Genomic DNA, 20946 nt, shown 5'->3' with positions numbered 1-20946 from the left:
GGCGGCTCGCACGGACCGAAGGGAGCGGTACCGATGACCGACCAGACAGTGCCGGCGCAGGGCCCGGGGACGTCCGGGCCGGGGCCCGACGGAGCGGGGTTCACCTATCGGGGAGCCGAGCAGGAACTGATCGTCGTCGCGCGGCCCGAGGCCCGGCTGCGTGCCGGCGCCGACGGGGTCCGCTCGGCGGCGGGTGCCGACCTGTCGGCCCTGGCCATGTTCCTCGGCGACGAACAGCTGGCCCTGGAGCCGCTGTTCGGCAGTGAGGAGCGGGTGCGGCAGTCCGGCGGCGAGGGCGTGCCCGACCTCACGCTGTTCTACCGGGTGCGCGGCGGGGAGAGCCGGGCGCAGGAGCTGCGGGCCCGGATGGCCGCGCTGCCGGGTATCGACACGGCGTACGTCAAGCCGGGCGCCGTACCGGCCACCCTCTCGGACGACGACCGGCGACGGAAGGAAGGCGCCCCGGTCACCCCTGACTTCAGCGGCCGTCAGGGGTATCTGCGGCCGGCGCCGGAGGGGGTCGACGCGCACTGGGCCTGGCAGCGGCCCGGTGGCGCCGGCCAGGGGGTGACGGTGATCGATGTCGAGGGAGCCTGGCAGCTGGGGCACGAGGACCTGGCCGCCAAGCTGGCCGGAGTGGTCGTCGGCACCCCGCTGACCGACCCCGCCTGGCGCAACCACGGCACCGCCGTGCTCGGGGTGCTCGGCGGGGACCGCACCGAATACGGCGTCACCGGGATCGTGCCGGACGCGGTGACCGCGGCCGCGTCGTTCCAGGACGGCGGCACGGCCGCGGCGATCCACGCGGCCGCCGACCGGCTCGGCCCCGGTGACCTCCTGCTGGTCGAACTGCACCGCCCGGGGCCGCGGTTCGAGTACGCGGACCGCGACGACCAGCGTGGTTACATCCCGCTGGAGTGGTGGCCGGACGACTACGCGGCCGTACGGTACGCCGCCTCCCGGGGCGTCGTGGTCGTGGCGGCCGCCGGGAACGGCGGCGAGTCCCTCGACGACGCGGTGTACGAGCGGCGTCCCGACGGCTTCCCGTCCTGGTGGCGCAACCCGTTCAACTCGGCGAACCCGTCCTCCGGCGCCGTCCTGGTCGGCGCGGGTGCCCCGCCTCCCGGCACCCACGGCCGCGACCACGGGCCGGACCGCTCACGGCTGGCGTTCTCCAACTACGGCGCCCGGGTGGACGCCCAGGGCTGGGGGCACGAGGTCACGACCACCGGCGGGTTCTGGGACCGGCCCGGCGACCTCCAGGGCGGGCCCGAGGAGATCGCCTGGTACACGGACACGTTCTCCGGGACCTCTTCGGCCACCCCGGTGGTGGCGGGCGCGCTGGCCTCGCTGCAGGGCATGCTCAAGGCGGCCGCCCAGCCTCCGATGTCCCCGGAGCGGGCCCGCGAGGTGCTGCGGGCCACCGGTTCCCCGCAGCAGGACGCACCGGGCCGGCCCGCCTCCCAGCGGATCGGCGCCCGGCCCGACGTCAGGGCGGCGGTCACGCATCTGCTGCCGCAGGCGGTCGGCTCCGGCCCGGCGGAGCGGTACTGGGACGAGCTGCTGCCGTACCCCCGTGAACTCCCGCCCAGGCTCCGGCTGTTCGTGGCCGGCTCCTGGCGGAACCTGAATCGTCCGTCTCCCGAGATCCGCCAGGCGGTGCACACCGCCTTCGCGGGGGGACGGCCCGATGTCCGCGTGTGGTTCGCGGACGACGAGATCGTCGGCCTGGTCGTGACGGGCTGACGTTCATCACCGAGCAAGAGTCCAGCACGAGCAAGAGTCCATCAAGGGAAGGTGACACCTCATGAGCACCACCCCGCAGATGAGCCCGATGGGACAGCAGTTCCCGACCACCTCGCCCCAGCAGCAGCCGTACGGCATGGGCACGTACGGGCTGGGCAGTTCGCTGGAGCAGCTCCAGCAGCTCGGGCAGCAGCAGCCGTACCAGCAGCTGATGCAGCAGCTCGGGCAGCCGCAGGTGCCCGGCGAGCAGCAGATGCAGCAGCAGCTCCAGCAGGTGACGCAGGCCGCGATCCAGCAGGTCTCGGCGCAGGTGCTGCAGGCCGGCATCGCCAACGGCTTCATCGACATCGTGCAGCCGCTGCCCGGTCAGCCGCAGCAGATCTTCCTGCGCTTCCAGGACGGCTTCCGGGTCCTCAACAACCCGACCCAGCAGGCCCACCGGGAGATCCAGGAGGCGTTCGCCCGCGGCCACCAGGTGATCGGCGTGTGGGACAGCACGTCACCGGCGATCCTGCGCAGTGTGCGGGTGCAGAAGCTCTGACCCACGCACAGCCGCGCGGCCGGCTCTGACCCACGCATAGATGAAGGGGCGCTTCCTCGGCGGAGGAAGCGCCCCTTCCGGCTTGCTTGTCAGAGCGCCACGCCCAGCAGCGCGTCCACGGCACGCGACACGACGCCGGGGGCGCCGTTGTCCGTGCCGCCCCGCTCGTCCTGCAGCGCCACCCACCGGTCCACGGCGGCCAGCGCGGCGGGGGCGTCCAGGTCGTTCGCGAGGGCCTCGCGGATCTCCTCGACGAGGGCCTCGGCGGGCGGGCCGTCGGGCCGGGAGACGGCGGCGCGCCAGCGGCCGAGCCGGGCCACCGCGTCGGCCAGGACCTGGTCGGTCCACTCCCAGTCGGCCCGGTAGTGGTGGGCGAGGAGGGCGAGCCGGATGGCGGCGGGGGCGACGCCGTCGTGGCGCAGCCGCGAGACGAAGACGAGGTTGCCCTTGGACTTGGACATCTTCTCACCGTGCAGCGCGACCATGCCGGCGTGGACGTACGCCTTGGCCATCGGGAACTCGCCGGTCAGCACCTGGGCGTGCGAGGCGCCCATCTCGTGGTGCGGGAAGGCCAGGTCGGAGCCGCCGCCCTGGACGTCGAAGCCCATGCCGAGGTGATCCAGGGCGATGGCGACGCACTCGATGTGCCAGCCGGGGCGGCCCCGGCCGAGCGAGCCGCCGTCCCAGCTGGGCTCGCCCTCGCGGGCGGCCATCCACAGCATCGGGTCGACGGGGTTCTTCTTGCCCGGACGGTCCGGGTCGCCGCCGCGCTCGGCGGACAGCAGCCGCATGGCCGCGGCGTCGAGGTTCGAGACCTCGCCGAAGTGCGGGTCGGACTCGACGGAGAAGTAGATGTCGCCGTCGAGCTCATAGGCGGCGCCGAGGTCGCGCAGCCGCTCCACGAGCGGGACGATGCCGGGTATCGCCTCGACGGCGCCTATGTAGTGCCGCGGCGGGAGCATCCGCAGGGTGGTCATGTCCTCGCGGAACAGGGCCGTCTCCTTCTCGGCGAGGGCGACCCAGTCGAGGCCGTCCCGCTCCGCGCGCTCCAGCAGCGGATCGTCGACGTCCGTCACGTTCTGGACGTAGTGAACCTGCCGCTTGGTGTCGAGCCACACGCGCTGAACCAGGTCGAACGCGTTGTAGGTCGCCGCGTGACCCAGGTGGGTCGCGTCGTACGGGGTGATGCCGCAGACGTAGATACGGGCGACGGGACCGGGGTCGAGGGTGACGAGGCCGCCGGTCGCGGTGTCGTGGATCCTCAGGTCGCGGCCCTGACCAGGCAGGGCGGGGACCTCGGAAGCGGGCCAGGCATGCATGTACATGAGCCTAACCGGCCAGAAGTTCGGTGTACGAACCGGACCGGGCCGGACGGCCGGAAAGGCGATCTTGCGATTCGGCGCCCGGTGTGCCTTCCCGGTGCTGACCTCGTGCCTTCCGGTGCCGACGGTGTGCCTTCCCGGTGCTACACCGGCGGCCAGGGGATCGCCGGCCACTCCCCGCTCGGCTCCGGGTGCTTCCCGGACGTGAGCAGCGCCCCGACACGCGCGCGCGTGGCCGCCAGCTCCGCGCCGGTGATCAGCCCGGCCAGCCGCACACCGAGCGCACCGCCGTCGCCCAGGGCCTCCGCGATGCCCTTCAGGACGCCGACCGCCTCGGGGGTGAGCGGCTCCCCCGCCCAGCCCCACAGCAGGGTGCGCAGCTTGTTCTCGGCGTTGAAGGTGACCCCATGGTCGATGCCGTACAGCTGTCCGTCGGCGGTGGGCAGCAGATGGCCGCCCTTGCGGTCGGCGTTGTTGATCACCGCGTCGAGGACGGCGAGCCGGCGCAGCCGCTCGTCGTCGGCGTGCACCAGCAGCGCGGTGCGGCCCTCACCCACCTCGGCGAAGCCGATCGCCTTCCAGCCCGGTCCCGGCTCCTCGCGGTCCACCAGGGCGAGCAGTTCGGCCTCGGGGGCCGCGTCGATCCACAGCTGGCACATGCCCTCGCCGTACGGCCCGTCGCGCAGCACGGTGGCCGGTACGAGCCCCCAGCCGGTGGCCTCGGAGACCTCGTAGGCGGCCACCTCGCGCTCGGCCAGGGTGCCGTCGGGGAAGTCCCACAGCGGGCGTTCCCCGGCGATCGGCTTGTACACGCAGGAAGCTTCCTGCCCGTCGATCGCGACCGTGCAGAACAGCGCCGCGTTGGACGCCTCGCGGATGCGGCCGCGCACCTTCAGCTCACCGTGGGTGAGCAGTTCGGCGGCGGTCACGCTCCGCGGCGGTATCCGTTCTGGCGCGGACATACGTGTCCTTCCGGATCGAGCGGGAGGCTGCACAGCGGGCACGGCGGCCGCCCGGCGTTGACGACGTCGAGGGCGCGCTTGGCGAAGGCCCTGGCCTGCGCGCCGGTGAGCCGGACCCGCAGCATCGGGGGCCCGTTCTCCTCGTCCTGGAGCAGCCGTTCCTCGGCCTCCGCGAGGTCCTCGTCGGTGTCGGCGTCCAGCTCGACGAGCGCCTGGGCCTCGACGATCATGCGCTGTTCCTCGCCGTCCCAGGCCAGGGCCATGGTGCCGACGCGGAACTCCTCATCGATGGGGGCGTCCAGCGGAGCCGAGTCGGCGATCTCCGTGGGCGCCACGGCAGGGACGGCGGCGTTGCCGCCACTACGGCGTACGACCTCGTCGAGGAGCTCGTCCATGCGCTCGGCGAGCGCGGCGACCTGGGTCTTCTCCAGGACCACGCTGGTCACCCGGGGGCCGGCGGTGGCCTGGAGGAAGAACGTACGGCGCCCGGGCAGTCCGACGGTGCCGGCCACGAAGCGGTCCGGCGGGTCGTAGAGGAATACCTGACGGGACACGTCCTGTCTCCATTGGAATCGAGAGTGCGTGAATCGAGAGTGCGGCGATCGGGGTTGCGTGGAGGTTCGTGCGTGCACGCGGATGGGTGGATCGCTTCACCCTACTGCGGCCGACGATCACGGTGCGCCCGCACCACCCCCGACCGGTGCGTCTTCTCCCGGGGGTTCCTCGCGCGGGGCAAGGGAGGCGAAATCCCCGGTGTCGCCGAGACGGACGAGAAAGGGCCTGAGGCGGGTGTAGCGGATCGCGGTGATGGAACACGGTTCGACGGAGATCCGCTGGAAGAGGTCGAGATGAAGGCCGAGGGCGTCCGCGACGAGGGACTTGATGATGTCGCCGTGCGAGCACATGAGGTACACGGCGTCGGCGCCGTGCTCGTGCTCCACGCGCGCGTTCCACTCGCGTACGGCCTCGGCGGCGCGGGTCTGCATCGCCCGCATGGACTCCCCGCCGGGGAACGCGGCCGCCGACGGGTGGGCCTGGACCACCTGCATCAGCGGCTCGTCCTTGAGTTCGGCGAGCTTGCGGCCGGACCAGTCGCCGTAGTGGCACTCCCCGATCCGCTCGTCGGTGTGCGCGCGCAGTCCCGGCCGGGCGTCGAGGAGGGGCTGGATCGTCTCCTGGCAGCGTTGCAGCGGGCTGGTGACGACCTCGGCGACCGGCAGTTCGGCCAGTCGCCCGGGCAGTGCCTCGGCCTGGGCGGCCCCGCGCTCGTCGAGGGCGACGCCTGGCGTCCAGCCGGCGAGCACGCCCGCGGTGTTGGCGGTGGACCGTCCGTGCCTTACGAGGATCAGGGTGGGCATGCGGCCCAGGGTAGGCGCACACCGGAGTGCGCAGACGGGTGGACGAAGGGAGAATACGCTCCGTGATCGTCGACTGCGCCATCTACCGCGACGGGCACCGGATGGAGGGGCCCGACGATTTCTCCGACGCCCTCGCCGAGGCGCGCGCCCGGGGTGACAGTTTCCTCTGGATCGGTCTGTACGAGCCGACGGAGAACGAGTTCAACCTGGTCACCGAGGAATTCGGGCTCCATCCGCTGGCCGTGGAGGACGCCCTGAAGGCGCACCAGCGGCCCAAGCTGGAGGTGTACGACGACTCGCTGTTCGTGGTGCTGAAGCCGGTGACGTACGAGCCGAAGAGCGACCGGGTGACCTCCGGCGAGCTGATGCTCTTCCTCGGCGACTCGTTCGTGGTGACCGTGCGCCACGGCGAGGGCTCGCCCCTCGGGACGATCCGGCGCCATCTGGAGGAGCAGCACGAGATGCTGCGGCACGGTACGACCGGGGTGCTGTACTCGATCGCCGACGCGATCGTGGACCACTATCTGGAGGTGGCCACCGAACTGGGCACCGATCTGGAGGAGTTGGAGGCGGAGGTGTTCTCGCCGTCGTTCGGCGGCTCGCGGCACACGGCGTCGCGGATCTACGCCTTCAAGCGGCAGGTCCTGGAGTTCCGCCGGGCGACGGTGCCGCTCGGGGTGGTCATGGGCAGGCTCGCGGGGGTGGGCACCTCCGGCACGGCGGTGCCGTTCGTGCACGAGAAGGCGCGCCCGTTCTTCCGGGACGTCAACGACCACCTCACCCGGGTGAACGAGTCGGTGGAGGGTCTGGACCGGCTGGTGTCGGACATCTTGTCGGCGCACCTGGCGCAGATGAGCGTCCGGCAGAACGACGACATGCGGAAGATCTCGGCGTGGGCGGCGATGGCCGCGGTCCCCACGATGATCGCGGGGATCTACGGCATGAACTTCGACCACATGCCCGAGCTGCACTGGCTGTGGTCGTATCCGGCGGTGATCGTGGCGGTGATCGCGCTGGAGGTCGTGCTGTACCGCCTGTTCAAGCAGCGCGGCTGGCTGTGACGCGGTCTCAGGCGAACTCGGCGGCGGTGGTCGCGGGCCCGCCGAGGGCGTTGCGCCGCTCGGGCATCCGCAGGGACACCATGCGCCGCCAGCCCGCGAGCCGCTCCCACGCGTAGACGGCGTGGATGCCGGCCGCGAGCATCAGGGACCTGGGCCTCGACCAGCGCAGGATGCGCCCCATGTGGGCCATGACCGCGAGGCTGACGTCCCGGTAGATCCGGATCTCGGCGAGGGCGCACTCGCGCAGGGTGCGCTGGATGGCGCGGCCGTGGCCGGCGCGGGCGAAGCGGAGCAGTTCCTCGTGGCAGTAGGCGAGGTGGTTGTCCTCGTCCTGGGAGATCATCCGCACCGCGCGGCCGATGTCCGGGTGGTCGGCGAAGTGCTTGCGCAGCAGTTCCATCTGCTCGGAGGCCCGCTGCTCGGTGACCCGGCTGTGGGCGAGGTAGGTGACGATGTCCCGCACGGTCAGCGGCCTGTCGGCGGTGAGCTTCTCGTGGGCGAGGCCGATGCCGTGCCGTTCGAGGAGCATCGTGTAGTCGGTGTCGGGCGGGACGGGGACGGGTCGCAGTCCGCGCTTCTTCATCAGGGCGTTGAAGATCCGCCCGTGCTTGTCCTCGTCCGCGCCGTGGCGGGCGATCTTGGGGGCGAGTTCGCGTTCGGTCTGCGGCACCAAGGCGGCGATCCGCGCGTTCTCCCAGCCGCCCTGGGACTCCCCGCCGGCCGCGATGGAGCAGAAGAGCCGGAAGGACTCGTCGTTGTCGATGATCTCCTGGAACAGACTCTTGGCCGAAAGCATGGTGGACACCTCTCCGCAGGACGCACGGATTCCGCATATTTCCGCAGGTTCCGCAAAGAACGAGTCAATTGCGGCACCGGAGGCGTTGCAACAGCTGCGTCGGACAAGTGCGCCGAAAGAAGGAGCACCGGTGTCGTACCGGGGGCGTAACCGCCGAAGCCCGGGCGCGTTGTTCCCCGTGACGGCCGTGGCGGGGAAGACCCCCGAGCCCCCACCACGGCCGCTGAAAATCCCCTTCGGGCGTTACGCTCCCTTTGCGTTCACTTTACCCCCGCATGGCATTTCCTCACCGGTCGGCCTCACACCAGTCCGGCGCGCTCGGCGGCCTCGCTGCCGGCGCGGAGGGAGGCGATCCGCTCGTCGAGCGTGAAGCCCGCGGGAGCGAGGGTGAGGGTGGTGACCCCGGCCTCGGCGTAGGCCTTCATGCGGTCGGCGATGCGGTCCACGGAGCCGAGCAGCGTGGTCTGGTCGATCAGCTCGTGCGGTACGGCGGCCGCGGCGCCCTGCTTGTCGCCGGACAGGTACTTGTCCTGGACCTCGGCGGCTTCCTTCTCGTAGCCCATGCGCTGGGCGAGCTGGTTGTAGAAGTTCTGCTTGCGGCTGCCCATGCCGCCCACGTACAGCGCGGTGTAGGGGCGGAAGGTGTCGGCGAGCCGGGTCACGTCCTTGTCCTCGCCGACGGCCAGCGGGAGGGTGGGACAGACGTCGAACCCGTCGAGGGTCAGGCCCGCCTTCTCCCGGCCCGCACGCAGGTACTTCATGGCGGTGTCCTCGAGGTGCTCGGCCGAGGGGAAGATCAGCAGCGCGCCGTCGGCGATCTCACCGGTCTGCTCCAGGTTCTTGGGGCCGATGGCGGCGATGTAGAGCGGGATGTGCTCGCGCTGCGGATGGACGGTCAGCTTGATCGGCTTGCCGGGGCCGCCGGGCAGCGGCAGCGTCCAGTGCTCGCCCTCGTACGACAGCCGCTCGCGCGTCATGGCCTTGCGCACGATCTCGACGTACTCCCGCGTCCGCGCCAGCGGCTTGTCGAACTTGACGCCGTACCAGCCCTCGGAGACCTGCGGCCCGGAGACACCGAGGCCGAGCCGGAAGCGTCCCCCGGAGAGCGAGTCGAGCGTCGCGGCGGTCATCGCGGTCATCGCGGGCTGGCGGGCGGGGATCTGCATGATGGCGGAGCCCACGTCGATGCGCTCGGTGCGCGCGGCGACGAAGGAGAGCACCGTGGGCGCGTCGGATCCATAGGCCTCCGCGGCCCAGCACACGGCATACCCGAGCCGGTCCGCCTCCTGGGCCACGGCGAGGTTGTCCGCGTCCATTCCGGCACCCCAGTAGCCGAGGTTGATCCCGAGCTGCATGAGCGCATCCCCTTACTGATCAGTAATGTCCCTGTGCCGGAGACACTAGCGCGGCGGGCCTTCCGTCGGCAGAGGGTGCCGCCTCCGGTGGGCGCGGCGGCCGGCCCGGCCCCGGTAAGCGTGCGGAAATCGGTTGTCCACAGGCAACCCAATCCATCACCTCTGGCCAGTAATCTCGGCGTTCATGGAGCAGAGGCATCTCGGCCGGACCGGCCTGCGCGTGTCCCGGATCGGGCTCGGCACCCTCACCTGGGGCCGGGACACCGACGAGCACGACGCCGCGGACATGCTGAAGGCGTTCTGGGAGGCGGGCGGGACCCTCGTCGACACCGCGGACGTGTACGGCGGCGGAGAGGCCGAGTATCTGCTCGGGCGGCTCATGGAAGGGCTCGTGCCACGCCGGGACCTGGTCATCTCGACGAAGGCGGGGAGCATTCCGGACCCGGACCGACGCTTCGACGGCTCGCGCGGTCATCTGCTCGCCGCGCTGGACGCCTCCCTCGCCCGCCTCGGCACGGACCACGTCGACATCTGGCACGTGCACGCCTTCGACCCGGACACCCCGATGGAGGAGACCCTCCAGGCCCTCGACCTCGCGGTCAGCAGCGGCCGGGCCCGCTATGCCGGAGTCTCCAACTTCTGCGGCTGGCAGCTCGCCAAGGCGGCGACCTGGCAGCTCGCGGCCCCGGGCACCCGCACCCGGCTGGCCAGCACGCAGATGGAGTACTCGCTGCTCCAGCGTGGCGTGGAACGCGAGGTGCTGCCCGCCGCCCTCGACCTGGGGGTCGGTCTGCTGCCCTCCTCGCCGCTCGGGCGCGGTGTGCTGACCGGCAAGTACCGCCACGCCACTCCCGCGGACTCGCGCGGTGCCTCGGAGCATCTGGCGCCCTTCGTGGCGCCGTATCTCGACGACACGGCGACCCGCATCGTGGACGCGGTGACGACGGCGGCGGACGGGCTGGCGGTGACCCCGCTCCAGGTGGCCCTCGCGTGGGTGCGCGACCGGCCCGGCGTGGCCGCCCCGATCATCGGCGTGCGCAACGCACAGCAGCTCACGGCGGCATTGTCAGTGGAGGCCCTTAGTCTTCCTGACGAGATCTGCCGGGCGCTGGACGATGTGTCGGCGCCCCTGCACCGCTATCCCGATCACGACTGGAGCACGCTGTGAGCACGGAGCCGGAGACCCCGGACGAAGCCGAGCCGGGGCCGCCGGAGGTCCCGGACGGAGCGGAGAGCGGCACCGCCGCCGGCCCGTCGGCCTCGGATGCCGGGGCGGAGACCCGGCCCGATCGGGCGGAGACCGCCGCCGCGCCCGAACGGTCCGAGGCGGAAGCCGAGTTGGCGGCCCAACAGGTCGAACGGGAGCGGATCGAGCGCCGCAAGGCCGAGAAGAAGGGGCCGGTCGCCGCGGGCGCCAAGCTCAGCGGCAAGGCGGCCGATCTGCTCGCGGCCGTACGGGCGGTGGAGAGCGGCGAGAAGCCGGCGTCCACGGTCTTCGCCGAACCGGCCCCCGCCCCGCGCAGACCGGCGTCGCCGGAGCCCGCGCGCCGACCCGAGCCCACGGCACCGGCAGCCGGTCAGGCTCCCGCACTCACCGCGCCCGCCCCTGCCCCGGAAGCCGTCGACGCCGTACGCCGTGTCCTGACCGAGGGCGGCGCGCCCGACACCCTCGCGCCTCAGGTCGCGGCGGCCCTCGGCGAGGGTGCGGACACTCAGCTGCGGGACGACCCGTGGCAGCTCCTGAAGGTCACCGGGGTGCGGCCCGAGCAGGCCGACGGGTTCGCGCGGGCGCTGCTCGGCGCGGAGTGCGGCCCGGACGACGAGCGGCGCGCCCGTGCGGTGACCGGCTGGCTCCTTGAGCAGGCGGCCCTGGCCGGGCACACCGCCCTGGAGCTGCCCGTGCTCACCGCGGCGCTGGCCCAGCGGGGCGTGCCGGATCCGGACGCCGCCGTGCAGAGCGCCCTCGCGGAGGGTGAGGCCCTGGTCTTCCAGGACGCCCTCGACGAGCCGGGAGCCCCGGCCCGGCCGGAACCCCGGGAAGGCGACGAGGAGGAGGACGGCGAGGAGCGGCCCGTCCGTGTCCTGGTCGGCCTGGAGCGGTACGCGCTCGCCGAGGAGAGCCTCGCCGACGGCCTGGCCCGCCTGCTCAACTCCGTGCCCAAGGAGGACGGTCCGGGCGAGGCCCGGGAGCGGGCCGCCGCCGCTGCCGGGGGCTCCGCGGGCGAGCTGATCCGGGCGGTCGCGGCACACGGGCTGGTGCTGCACACCGGCGGACACGCGTCCCTCGCCGACCCGGCGCGCCTGCTGCACGAGGCGCCCGGTATCGGGCTGCGCGCCTGGGCGGTGACGCACACCGACGGCGGCCGGGACGACTTCACGGCCCTGGCGGCCGGGTTCGGCGAGCAGGCCGGACCGTCCGGCGGCGGGACGGCCACCGTGGCGGGGCTGCTGTCCGGCGCCGAGGGCCCCGGGCGGGACGCCGACGGTGCCCTCGACCTCGACCTGCTGATCGTGCTGGACGCGCCCCAGTTGGACGTGGAGACGGCGGCCCTGCTCGTCGAGTCGCTGCCGGACGGCGCCCGGCTGGTGCTGGCCGGGGATCCCGCCGTGCTCTGGTCGGCCGGGCCCGGGCGGGTGTTCGCGGACCTGCTGGCGGCGCGGGTGTGCCCGCAGGTCGCCTCGCGCGTGCCCGATCCCGGCCCCCTCGGCGAGCTGGTCTCCGGCATCGGCATCGGCGAGCTCCACCGGGTCGAGGCGCCCGGCAAGGAGATCGTCATCGTGCCGGTGCGGGACGCGGGCGAGGCGGTGCACCGGACCGTGCAGCTGGTCGCGGACTCCGTGCCGCGGGCCATCGGCGTACCGGCCGAGCACACCGTGGTGATCACCCCGGGACACGGCGGAGCCGCGGGCACCCGTGCACTCAACACGGCGCTCAAGGAACGGCTCAACCCGGGCCCGGGCCGCTTCGGCGGCTTCGACCCGGGTGACCGGATCGCCTACTCCCCCGCGCCGGGGCGCACCTTGCCGGGCCTGGTGCTGAAGGCCGACGCCGACGGGCTGCACCTGTCGTGCTCGGGCGCCCCCGTGGTCGTACCGAGGGAGCGCGTGGAGCAGTCCGTGCGCCACGGGTGGGCGCTGACCGCGCACCAGGCCGTGGGCGGCCGCTGGCCCGCGGTGGTCGTGGTGCTGCCCGGTGACGCCGCACCGGCTCTGAGCCGGCCCTGGGTGTACACGGCGTTCAGCCGGGCGGCCCGCCATCTGTCCGTGGTCCACGGTGTGGAGCAGGCACTGCCGAGGGCGGTCGCCGAGACCCCGGCCAAGCCGCGCACGACGCGGCTGCCGGCCCTGCTGAAGGCCCAGGTCCCGGCGTCCGGCTGAGCGCTGCGGCGGTGCCGGACCGGCCTCGGCGTCGGTCCGGCACCGCTCCGTGCGTCAGCGATCCACGATCGGTGACGCACGGGGCGGTGACCGACGGATCAGCGATCCGCGTCCAACGGCTCCAAGTCCTCGTCGCCGTCCAGGTCGAGCTCGTCCTCCAGATCGTCGTCCCCGGTCATGTCGTCGATCTCGTCGTCGATCTCGTCGTCGAAGACCGCGCTGACGTCGAAGCGGCAGACCACCCGCTGCGGGTCGACCTGCTCGAAGGGCGCCTCCAGCCACTCGCCGGGGTCGGTGGGGTCGTCCGCGGCGGTCACCCACAGCGTGGCGTCGCCCTCCTCCAGCCCGAACTCCTTGTGCCGGGAGGCGATCTCGTCCGGTTCGAACTCCCCGAACAGGACCCCGAGCGCCCCGTGCACCGTGCCGGAGGTCTCCGTGTCCGCGCCGTCCCCGTACTCCACCGCCTCGACCCGCTCGGCCTGCGCGAGCAGTCGCTGCGGTTCCGCGACGGAGTAGTCGCGGCGGATCAGCACACTGATCGCGCTCGGTTCCTCGGGGCCCGCGTACGGCGGCAGCGTGTCTTCCGTACCGGGGATCTCGAAGGGCGTGACCTCGTCATAGCGGTCGTAGAGCAGCTCGTCGTACGCCTCGGCGGCCGCGGCCAGCTCGTTGAACGCATCGTAGACAGCGGGGTCGTCCTCCCCCGACCTGCGTTCGACCGCAGCCAGGTGACGGTCGAGCGCGGTCTTGACCGCCTCGGCGGCGGCGCGTACCTCGGCAGCGGTGGGCTGCGCAGCATCAGACATAGTGCAGACGCTATCCGTACCGGGCCCCAGCCCGCACAATAGATGCGATGCCGGAATACGAATTTGTCGACGTGTACGTACCGCGCGGGGTCTCCCGCAAGGAGGCGACGCGTCTGCTGACGGACCATGCCGAGTACGGACACTGGGAGTTGGACCGACTGAGCCTGATGCGCGACGGCAGCCGCAGGGTGCGGTTGCGCCGGCGGATCATCCGCCAGGTGCGCGCCACGTGGTGATCCGGGGGACCTGAACGGAGCGGGCCCCGCTTCGGCGGGGCCCGCTCCGTTTTCCCGGGTTCCGGTCCTGTCCCGTGCTCGTGCGCTATGCCGAGGCGCGGGCCTTGCGGTACATCACGGCCCCGGCGAGCAGGGCCCCCGCGCCCACCGGCAGCACGATGCCGATCGGCAGGTCACTGCCGGTGTGGGCGAGCTGCGCGGCGCCGGAAGGCAGCCGGGCGACGACGGAACTCGCCCCCTGCGGGCCGCGGTGCGAGGAGCCGCCAGGATTGCCGTGGCCCTTGGTGGGCGGTGTGCCCGGGTGACCGGGCGTTCCGGGGTGGCCAGGCGTTCCGGGGTGGCCCGGGTGACCGGGCGTACCCGGCTGACCGGGGTGCCCGGGGTTGCCGGGTTGGCCGGGGTTGCCGGGCTGACCGGGCGGCGGCGTACCGTTGCCGCCCCCCGGAGGCGTTCCATGGCCCCCGCCGGGCGGCTGGCTGGGGTGTCCTCCGCCGGAGCCGCCATTGGCGCAGTCGTTGCCGATGGCGGCGTTGCCGGCCCCCACGACATTGACGCTGTTGCCGCACACATTGACCGGCACGTCGATCGGCGCCTGCACGGTGTTGCCCGAGCCGACGCCGGGCGAGCCCGAGGTGTGTCCGCCCGCGTGCGAGCCGCCGTGATCACCGGAGCCGCCCTGGTCTGCACACTTGTTGCCCACGGACGGGTTGAGGAGCCCGACGACGTTCACGGTGTTGCCGCAGACGTTCACCGGCACGTGCACCGGTGCCTGCACGGTGTTGCCGGACAGCACGCCCGGCGAGTTCGAAGCGGTGCCGCTCGCGCCCGAGTCGGCGTGGGCGTAGCCGCCCGCCGCGGCGAGAACTCCGGTGGCCGCAGCCACGGTCATCAGTCCCTTGCGGGTACCCAGTCGCATTGGTGATTCCCCCCTGCCTTCGTTCCTGCTACGAATTTCCTGCACTGAATTCGTACGGCGAATCCGCTGGTGAATTCGGCGTGAAAAGACCGTTCGGCCCCGGAGCGCATGGCGCGCGCTCCGGGGCCGACGGAAGGACGCCCCTCGGGGAGTCGTCGTCAGTGGTTGACGCAGGTGTTGCCGAAGGCGGGGTTCAGCAGCCCGATCACCGAGATCGTGTTGCCGCAGACGTTCACCGGGACGTGCACCGGCACCTGGACGACGTTGCCGGAAACGACACCCGGGGAGTGCACGGCGGCACCCTGGGCACCGGAGTCGGCGACGGCGAGGCCCGCGCCAGCGAGCACCAGACCACCAGTGGCAGCCGCAGCAGCGACGACCTTCTTGAGCATTGTTCCTCCTTGTTGGCAAAGCGATCCCAAGTAGCTGATCGCATCACCAGTAACGAGGAGGGAGTAATGGAGCTACGAGCCTATGGTCACATTCACTCTTCTCAGTCACCTCCGCACAGGTGGCCGATTATCGGGGTGCCGGTAGTTTCGATTCGGCTGGGATTTTTCAGGACGCGTCGATGAACCGGTCGAGCACCCGCACACCGAACTGCAGCCCGTCCACCGGCACCCGCTCGTCGACCCCGTGGAACATGCCCGCGAAGTCCAGCTCCGGCGGCAGCTTCAGCGGCGCGAAGCCGAAGCCGCGGATGCCGAGGTCGTCGAAGGACTTGGCGTCCGTACCGCCCGAGAGCATGTACGGGACGGCCTTGGCGGCCGGGTCCTCGGCGAGCAGCGCGGACTGCATGGCCTCGACGAGCGCCCCGTCGAAGGTGGTCTCCAGGGCCTTGTCGGAGTGCACGTCCTCGCGCCTGACCTTCGGGCCGAGGATCCGGTCGAGGTCGGCCAGGAACTCCTCCTCGAACCCGGGCAGGAACCGGCCGTCGATGTTGGCGGTGGCCTCGCCCGGGATGACGTTGACCTTGTAGCCGGCGTTCAGCTGCGTGGGGTTGGCCGTGTTGCTCAGGGTCGCGCCGATGAGCTTGGCGATGCCGCCCAGCTTGGCCAGGGTGGACTCCATGTCCTCCGGGTCGAGCTCGGTGCCGAGCGCGTCGCCGAGCTCGTCGAGGAAGGCACGGGTGGTCTTGGTGACCCGCACCGGGAACTTGTGCCGCCCCACGCGCGCGACCGCCTCGGACAGCTCGGTGATCGCGTTGTCCCGGTGGATCATCGACCCGTGCCCGGCCGTGCCGGCCACGGTCAGCTTCATCCAGTGCATGCCCTTCTCGGCCGTCTGGATCAGATAGAGGCGCCGCTGCTCGTTCACGGTGAACGAGAACCCGCCGACCTCACTGATGGCCTCGGTGACGCCGTCGAAGAGGTCGGGGTGGTTGTCGACCAGCCACCGGGCGCCGAACGTGCCGCCCGCCTCCTCGTCCGCCAGGAAGGCGAGCACGATGTCCCGGGGAGGCCGGCGCCCGCTGCGCAGCCGGTCGCGCACCACCGCGAGCGTCATGGCGTCCATGTCCTTCATGTCGACGGCACCGCGCCCCCACACGCATCCGTCCGTGACCTCGCCGGAGAACGGGTGGTGGGTCCAGTCGTCGGCATTGGCCGGTACGACGTCGAGGTGGCCGTGGATCAGCAGCGCGGGCCGCGACGGGTCCTCGCCCTCGATACGGGCCACGGTCGAGGCACGCCCCGGGTGCGACTCGAAGATCCTCGGTTCGAGACCCACCTCGGCGAGCTTCTCGGCCACGTACTCGGCGGCCTTGCGCTCGCCGGGGCCGGAGTGGTCTCCGTAGTTGCTGGTGTCGATCTGGATCAGCTCGCGGCAGAGGTCCACGACCTCGTCCTCGCCGGTGACGCCTCTGGCCGTGTCCGTCTCGCTCACGCCGATTCCTCCCACTGTCACTGCTGGTCGGTCCCTCTCATCCTCCCTCCCCTCCCGCGTCCGCCCCAAGACCGGACCCGGTCCGTCACAGGCCGTTCACGCCGGCGCCGGCCCGGGGACGGGGCGTGATCGGCCGCCCCGAAAGCCTGGTAATGTTTCCTTCGTCGCCGCGAGGGAAACCGCGCACGACAGACACCTTGTCCGGGTGGCGGAATGGCAGACGCGCTAGCTTGAGGTGCTAGTGCCCTTTATCGGGCGTGGGGGTTCAAGTCCCCCCTCGGACACCAGTGAGGGCCCCTGCCGAGCAGGGGCCCTCGGGTTTTCCCTCCGACGGTTCCTGACGGTCCGTCATCCGCGTGGGCGCACCGCGCGGTCGGTCAACTGGTCGGTGCGCGGCGCCAGTTCTGCATGCCGTCTGCACGGATGTGGGCCATCTCTCGTCTCCCCCACGGATCTCCAGGTCACAGGCGTGCGCCCGCGCCCACGGCGTCCCCCGGACGGCTGCCCCAAGTGGCCGGACGAAGGGGTGGAGCATAGCGTCGTACTAATATTTCCGGCTTGTTACCGAGCTGGAGCCGGACAACCCCAGGCAGACCTGCGGGCCCGCCAGCGCCCCGGAGGCTTCCGGGAACTAGACGCGAGGACCGGATGGCAGCCATACAGGAGGGCAGCGCCCTCGGCCTGCTCGACGAGGAAATCCGCGAGCAGTTCGGCGACACGGCACGCTTCTCCGCGGGAGCGGCCGCCTCACCGCGCACGCTCGTCGACGTGTTCGACGCATCCGTACGGTCGTACCCGGACGAGCTCGCCCTGGACGACGGGACGACGCGGCTCACCTACCGGGCCCTGGCCGTCGAGGTGGAGCGACTGCGGATGCGGCTCGCGGACGCGGGCGTCGGGCTCGGGGACCGGGTGGGCGTGCGGGTGCCGTCCGGGACCAATGAGCTGTACATCGCCGTCCTGGCCGTGCTCGCGGCCGGTGCCGCCTACGTTCCCGTCGACGCCGAGGACCCCGACGAGCGGGCCGAACTGGTGTTCGGGGAGGCGCAGGTGCGGGCCGTGATCGGGGCCGGGCACCGGATCACCGTCAACGGCACGGCCGACGTCCCGGCCGCCCGCCCCGGCATCGAGCACGACGCCTGGATCATCTTCACCTCCGGGTCCACCGGCAAGCCCAAGGGCGTCGCCGTCACGCACCGCAGCGCCGCCGCGTTCGTGGACGCCGAGGCGGCCCTGTTCCTCGTCGAGGAGCCCATCGGGCCCGGGGACCGGGTCATGGCGGGGCTGTCGGTCGCCTTCGACGCGTCCTGCGAGGAGATGTGGCTGGCCTGGCGGTACGGCGCCTGTCTGGTGCCCGTGCCCCGCTCGCAGGTCAGGAGCGGTGCCGACCTCGGTCCCTGGCTGGTCGAGCAGGAGATCACCGTCGTGTCCACGGTGCCGACGCTGGCCGCGCTGTGGGAGCCGGAGACCCTCAACGACGTACGTCTGCTGATCTTCGGCGGTGAGGCCTGCCCGCCCGAGCTGGCGCAGCGGCTGGTCACGGAGGGGCGCGAGGTGTGGAACACCTACGGGCCCACCGAGGCGACCGTCGTGGCGTGCGCGGCGCTGATGACCGGTGAGGAGCCGGTACGGATCGGGCTGCCGCTGGGCGGCTGGGAGCTGGCGGTCGTCGACGAGGCCGGGGAGCCCGTGCCCATGGGCGGCAGCGGGCAGCTGGTCATCGGCGGGGTCGGGCTCGCGCGGTATCTCGACGCCGAGAAGGACGCGGAGAAGTACGCGCCGCTCCGGTCGCTGGGCTGGGAGCGCGCGTACCGCAGCGGTGACCTGGTCAGGGCCGATCCCGAAGGGCTGATCTTCCTGGGGCGGGCCGACGAGCAGATCAAGCTCGGCGGGCGCCGGATCGAGCTCGGTGAGGTGGACGCCGCTCTCCAGGCGCTCCCGGGCGTCGCGGGGGCCGCGGCCGCGGTGCGCACCGCCCGCGGCGGCAACCAGCTCCTCGTCGGCTATGTCGTCACCCAGGACGGCTGGGACCACGCGGCCGCCGTCGAGAAGCTCCGGGCCGAGCTGCCCGCCGCCCTGGTGCCGCTGCTCGCGCCGGTCGGCGAACTGCCGACCCGGACGTCCGGGAAGGTCGACCGCGACGCCCTGCCGTGGCCCCTGGAGGGCCTGGAGACCGGCGGGAAGGCCGAGCAGCTCTACGGCACCGAGGCCTGGCTCGCCGAGCAGTGGACGGAAGTCCTCGGCATCCCGGTGAGCGGCGCCGGTGATGACTTCTTCGCGATCGGCGGCGGCAGCCTGGCCGCCGCCCAGCTCACCACCCGGCTGCGCACCCGTTACCCGAGCGCCGCCGTCCTCGACATCTACCAGCAGCCCACCCTGCGCAAGCTGGCCCGGCGCCTGGAGGCGTCCGCGCACGACGACGGCGCGCGGCGGACGGTCGCGCCGGTCCCGGTGCGCGCCCAGATCATCCAGATTCTCCTGCTCGTCCCCCTGTACACCCTGCTCGGGCTGCGCTGGGCGGTGGCCCTGGCCGCGCTCGGGAACCTGCTGCCCGGCTACTCCTGGCTGCCGACCGCACCCTGGTGGCTGATCGCGGCGGGCGCCGTGCTGCTCTTCAGCCCGCCCGGACGGATCGCGCTCGCCGCGGGCGGAGCGAGGCTGCTGCTGCGGGGCGTGCGGCCCGGCCGCCATCCGCGCGGCGGGAGCGTGCATGTGCGGCTGTGGGCCGCCGAGCGGCTGGCCGACTTCACCGGGGCGACCACGCTGACCGGGTCGTGGCTGGAGCGGTACGCGCGGGCGCTGGGCGCCAAGGTCGGCCAGGACGTGGATCTGCACTCGCTGCCCCCGATCACCGGCATGCTCAAGCTGGGGCGGGGTGCCGCCGTGGAGTCCGAGGTGGACCTGTCCGGGTACTGGCTGGACGGTGACCGGCTGGAGATCGGGCCGGTGAAGGTGGGGGCGCACGCCGTCGTCGGGACGCGCAGCATGCTCTTCCCGGGCGCGCGGGTCGGCAAGCGTGCCGAGGTGGCGCCCGGCTCGGCCGTCACCGGGCAGATTCCCACCGGTCAGCGGTGGGCCGGCGCGCCCGCGGTCAAGCTCGGCAAGGCCAAGCGCAACTGGCCCAAGGAGCGGCCGCAGCGGGGCACGTACTGGCGGGTGATGTACGGCGTGACGGGCGTCGCGCTGAGCGCCCTGCCGGTGTCGGCGGCGGTGGCGGCGCTGCTGGTCGCCGGTGTGTTCGTGACGCCCGGCGCGGGACTCGGCGAGGCCCCGCGGGGAGCCGCGCTCGCGCTCGTCCCGGCCACGCTGGCCTACGGGCTGGTGTACGCGCTGAAGATCCTGATCGCCGTACGACTGCTCAGTGTGGGTCTGCGCGAGGGCACGCATCCGACGCACAGCCGGATCGGCTGGCAGGCGTGGACGGTCACCCAGCTGATGGACCGGTCCCGGGAGACGCTGTTCCCGCTGTACGCGGGTCTGGTGACGCCGGTGTGGCTGCGGCTGCTCGGGATGCGGATCGGCCGGGGCGCCGAGGTGTCCACCGTGCTCGCGCTGCCGAGCCTGACCACCGTCGGCGACGGGGCCTTCCTGGCGGACGACACGCTGACGGCGCCGTACGAGCTCGGCGGTGGCTGGGTGCGGATCGGGCGCGCGGAGATCGGGCGGCGGGCGTTCCTCGGGAACTCCGGGATGACCGCGCCGGGGCGGAGCGTGCCGGACGGCGGTCTGGTCGGCGTGCTGTCGGCGACGCCGAAGAAGGCCAAGAAGGGCACCTCGTACCTCGGGCTGCCGCCGGTGAAGCTGCCGCGCAGCGCGAACGACGGCGACCAGAGCCGTACGTACGACCCGCCGGCCCGGCTGCTGTGGGCGCGCGGGCTGGTGGAGCTGTGCCGGATCGTGCCGGTGTTCTGCTCGGCGGCGCTGGCCGTGCTGACGGTGGCGGCGCTGTGCGCGCTGGGGGCGTGGGCCCCGCCGCTGTCGGGTCTCGTGCTGCTCGCGGCCGGGGCGACGGCGGCGCTTGTGTCGATCGTGGCGAAGTGGCTGCTGGTGGGGCGGCACCGCGGCGGGGAGCATCCGCTGTGGAGTTCCTTCGTGTGGCGCAACGAGCTGGCGGACACGTTCGTCGAGGTCGTGGCCGTGCCGTGGCTGGCCGGGTCGGTGCCGGGCACACCGCTGTTGACGGCATGGCTGCGGGGGCTCGGCGCCCGGGTCGGCAGGGGCGTGTGGGTGGAGAGCTACTGGCTGCCGGAGACGGACCTGGTGACCCTGGAGGACGCCGCCACCGTGAACCGTGGGTGTGTCCTCCAGACGCACCTCTTCCACGACCGGATCTTGCGGACGGATACTGTTGTTCTCCGTGAGGGCGCCACGCTGGGCCCTGGCGGGATCGTGCTGCCCGGCAGCACGATCGGGGCCCGTACGACGCTGGGTCCCGCGTCGCTCGTCATGGCCGCGGAGTCCGTCCCGGACGACACCCGCTGGCTCGGCAACCCGATCGAGGCATGGCGGCCCTGAACGCGGGCCACTCGGCGCCGGTGGGCGGTGCACCGGCTTTGAAGCGGAGTGGCGGCACAGTGCAGGGAGC

At 72.4% G+C, this 20946-nt stretch carries 17 protein-coding genes and 1 tRNA gene; 8 read left to right on the top strand and 10 right to left on the bottom strand.

Going from position 1 to position 20946, the window contains the following annotated elements; all coding sequences use genetic code 11:
* The first annotated feature begins 33 nt into the window (after positions 1 to 33).
* Together AB0I54_RS16430 and AB0I54_RS16425 are read left to right on the top strand one after the other, a co-directional pair.
* The gene (locus AB0I54_RS16430) at positions 34 to 1746 is read left to right on the top strand and encodes a S8 family peptidase (protein WP_363296671.1); all 1713 of its coding nucleotides are present in this window, start codon (positions 34 to 36) and stop codon (positions 1744 to 1746) included.
* A gap of 61 nt (positions 1747 to 1807) precedes the next feature.
* Entirely contained in the window at positions 1808 to 2287 is a 480-nt protein-coding gene (locus tag AB0I54_RS16425) for a hypothetical protein (protein WP_263206908.1), read from the top strand.
* An 89-nt stretch (positions 2288 to 2376) separates the two neighbouring features.
* Here the strand turns inward: AB0I54_RS16425 and mshC are convergent, their stop codons facing one another.
* From mshC to AB0I54_RS16405, 4 genes are all read right to left on the bottom strand, one after another.
* Positions 2377 to 3606: a cysteine--1-D-myo-inosityl 2-amino-2-deoxy-alpha-D-glucopyranoside ligase gene (gene mshC / locus AB0I54_RS16420; protein ID WP_363296670.1), complete on the bottom strand. Its 1230-nt coding sequence runs from the start codon at positions 3604 to 3606 to the stop codon at positions 2377 to 2379.
* Between the two features lie 146 nt (positions 3607 to 3752).
* A complete protein-coding gene (locus AB0I54_RS16415) occupies positions 3753 to 4571 on the bottom strand; it encodes an SCO1664 family protein (protein WP_363296669.1) in 819 nt (272 codons plus the stop codon).
* Positions 4535 to 5125 carry a DUF3090 domain-containing protein gene (locus tag AB0I54_RS16410; protein ID WP_363296668.1) on the bottom strand — a complete coding sequence of 197 codons (591 nt, stop codon included), beginning with the start codon at positions 5123 to 5125 and terminating at the stop codon, positions 4535 to 4537. The genes AB0I54_RS16415 and AB0I54_RS16410 overlap by 37 nt, the downstream gene beginning before the upstream one ends.
* Before the next feature lie 117 nt (positions 5126 to 5242).
* Complete coding sequence (locus AB0I54_RS16405) at positions 5243 to 5929, bottom strand: histidine phosphatase family protein (RefSeq protein WP_363296667.1); 687 nt, start codon at positions 5927 to 5929, stop codon at positions 5243 to 5245.
* 62 nt (positions 5930 to 5991) lie between these two features.
* Here AB0I54_RS16405 and corA point away from each other — a divergent pair, with 62 nt between their 5' ends.
* Complete coding sequence (gene corA / locus AB0I54_RS16400; protein ID WP_363296666.1) at positions 5992 to 6990, top strand: magnesium/cobalt transporter CorA; 999 nt, start codon at positions 5992 to 5994, stop codon at positions 6988 to 6990.
* A 7-nt stretch (positions 6991 to 6997) separates the two neighbouring features.
* On the opposite strand, the gene AB0I54_RS16395 is transcribed toward corA, so the two are convergent.
* Positions 6998 to 7786 (bottom strand): ferritin-like domain-containing protein, encoded by a 789-nt coding sequence (locus AB0I54_RS16395; RefSeq protein WP_363296665.1) that lies wholly within the window; start codon positions 7784 to 7786, stop codon positions 6998 to 7000.
* A 299-nt stretch (positions 7787 to 8085) separates the two neighbouring features.
* Positions 8086 to 9141 (bottom strand): LLM class F420-dependent oxidoreductase, encoded by a 1056-nt coding sequence (locus AB0I54_RS16390; protein WP_363296664.1) that lies wholly within the window; start codon positions 9139 to 9141, stop codon positions 8086 to 8088.
* 184 nt (positions 9142 to 9325) lie between these two features.
* Here AB0I54_RS16390 and AB0I54_RS16385 point away from each other — a divergent pair, with 184 nt between their 5' ends.
* Positions 9326 to 10309: an aldo/keto reductase gene (locus AB0I54_RS16385; RefSeq protein WP_363296663.1), complete on the top strand. Its 984-nt coding sequence runs from the start codon at positions 9326 to 9328 to the stop codon at positions 10307 to 10309.
* On the top strand, positions 10306 to 12519 hold the full coding sequence (locus tag AB0I54_RS16380) for a helix-hairpin-helix domain-containing protein (RefSeq protein WP_363296662.1): 2214 nt from the start codon (positions 10306 to 10308) through the stop codon (positions 12517 to 12519). Before AB0I54_RS16385 ends, AB0I54_RS16380 begins: the two co-directional genes overlap by 4 nt.
* Before the next feature lie 98 nt (positions 12520 to 12617).
* Here AB0I54_RS16380 and AB0I54_RS16375 read toward each other — a convergent pair whose 3' ends face one another.
* The gene (locus AB0I54_RS16375) at positions 12618 to 13325 is read right to left on the bottom strand and encodes a hypothetical protein (RefSeq protein ID WP_363296661.1); all 708 of its coding nucleotides are present in this window, start codon (positions 13323 to 13325) and stop codon (positions 12618 to 12620) included.
* Between the two features lie 47 nt (positions 13326 to 13372).
* Between AB0I54_RS16375 and AB0I54_RS16370 the strand changes: the two genes are divergently transcribed.
* The gene (locus AB0I54_RS16370; RefSeq protein WP_046732800.1) at positions 13373 to 13561 is read left to right on the top strand and encodes a DUF5703 family protein; all 189 of its coding nucleotides are present in this window, start codon (positions 13373 to 13375) and stop codon (positions 13559 to 13561) included.
* A gap of 85 nt (positions 13562 to 13646) precedes the next feature.
* On the opposite strand, the gene AB0I54_RS16365 is transcribed toward AB0I54_RS16370, so the two are convergent.
* The 3 genes from AB0I54_RS16365 to AB0I54_RS16355 all read right to left on the bottom strand — a co-directional run bounded on the left by AB0I54_RS16365 (position 13647) and on the right by AB0I54_RS16355 (position 16361).
* A complete protein-coding gene (locus AB0I54_RS16365; RefSeq protein ID WP_363296660.1) occupies positions 13647 to 14477 on the bottom strand; it encodes a chaplin in 831 nt (276 codons plus the stop codon).
* 158 nt (positions 14478 to 14635) lie between these two features.
* Positions 14636 to 14869, bottom strand: coding sequence for a chaplin ChpH (gene chpH / locus AB0I54_RS16360; protein ID WP_317442434.1), 234 nt, complete (start codon positions 14867 to 14869; stop codon positions 14636 to 14638).
* Positions 14870 to 15035: 166 nt separating this feature from the next.
* Complete coding sequence (locus tag AB0I54_RS16355; protein ID WP_363296659.1) at positions 15036 to 16361, bottom strand: M20/M25/M40 family metallo-hydrolase; 1326 nt, start codon at positions 16359 to 16361, stop codon at positions 15036 to 15038.
* Between the two features lie 199 nt (positions 16362 to 16560).
* Here AB0I54_RS16355 and AB0I54_RS16350 point away from each other — a divergent pair.
* Together AB0I54_RS16350 and AB0I54_RS16345 are read left to right on the top strand one after the other, a co-directional pair.
* A tRNA-Leu gene (locus AB0I54_RS16350) sits at positions 16561 to 16648 on the top strand.
* A 361-nt stretch (positions 16649 to 17009) separates the two neighbouring features.
* Positions 17010 to 20876 (top strand): Pls/PosA family non-ribosomal peptide synthetase, encoded by a 3867-nt coding sequence (locus AB0I54_RS16345; RefSeq protein WP_363296658.1) that lies wholly within the window; start codon positions 17010 to 17012, stop codon positions 20874 to 20876.
* The last annotated feature ends 70 nt before the right edge of the window (positions 20877 to 20946 follow it).

The organism is Streptomyces sp. NPDC050625 (assembly GCF_040654755.1).
Lineage (GTDB): Bacteria > Actinomycetota > Actinomycetes > Streptomycetales > Streptomycetaceae > Streptomyces.
This window is presented reverse-complemented; position numbering and strand designations above follow the sequence as displayed.

Coding starts and splice junctions, on each gene's coding strand:
- AB0I54_RS16430 (WP_363296671.1), top strand. CDS start 34: ATGACCGACCAGACAGTGCCGGCGCAGGGCCCGGGGACGTCCGGGCCG.
- AB0I54_RS16425 (WP_263206908.1), top strand. CDS start 1,808: ATGAGCACCACCCCGCAGATGAGCCCGATGGGACAGCAGTTCCCGACC.
- mshC (WP_363296670.1), bottom strand. CDS start 3,606: ATGCATGCCTGGCCCGCTTCCGAGGTCCCCGCCCTGCCTGGTCAGGGC.
- AB0I54_RS16415 (WP_363296669.1), bottom strand. CDS start 4,571: ATGTCCGCGCCAGAACGGATACCGCCGCGGAGCGTGACCGCCGCCGAA.
- AB0I54_RS16405 (WP_363296667.1), bottom strand. CDS start 5,929: ATGCCCACCCTGATCCTCGTAAGGCACGGACGGTCCACCGCCAACACC.
- AB0I54_RS16395 (WP_363296665.1), bottom strand. CDS start 7,786: ATGCTTTCGGCCAAGAGTCTGTTCCAGGAGATCATCGACAACGACGAG.
- AB0I54_RS16390 (WP_363296664.1), bottom strand. CDS start 9,141: ATGCAGCTCGGGATCAACCTCGGCTACTGGGGTGCCGGAATGGACGCG.
- AB0I54_RS16385 (WP_363296663.1), top strand. CDS start 9,326: ATGGAGCAGAGGCATCTCGGCCGGACCGGCCTGCGCGTGTCCCGGATC.
- AB0I54_RS16375 (WP_363296661.1), bottom strand. CDS start 13,325: ATGTCTGATGCTGCGCAGCCCACCGCTGCCGAGGTACGCGCCGCCGCC.
- AB0I54_RS16370 (WP_046732800.1), top strand. CDS start 13,373: ATGCCGGAATACGAATTTGTCGACGTGTACGTACCGCGCGGGGTCTCC.
- AB0I54_RS16365 (WP_363296660.1), bottom strand. CDS start 14,477: ATGCGACTGGGTACCCGCAAGGGACTGATGACCGTGGCTGCGGCCACC.
- chpH (WP_317442434.1), bottom strand. CDS start 14,869: ATGCTCAAGAAGGTCGTCGCTGCTGCGGCTGCCACTGGTGGTCTGGTG.
- AB0I54_RS16345 (WP_363296658.1), top strand. CDS start 17,010: ATGGCAGCCATACAGGAGGGCAGCGCCCTCGGCCTGCTCGACGAGGAA.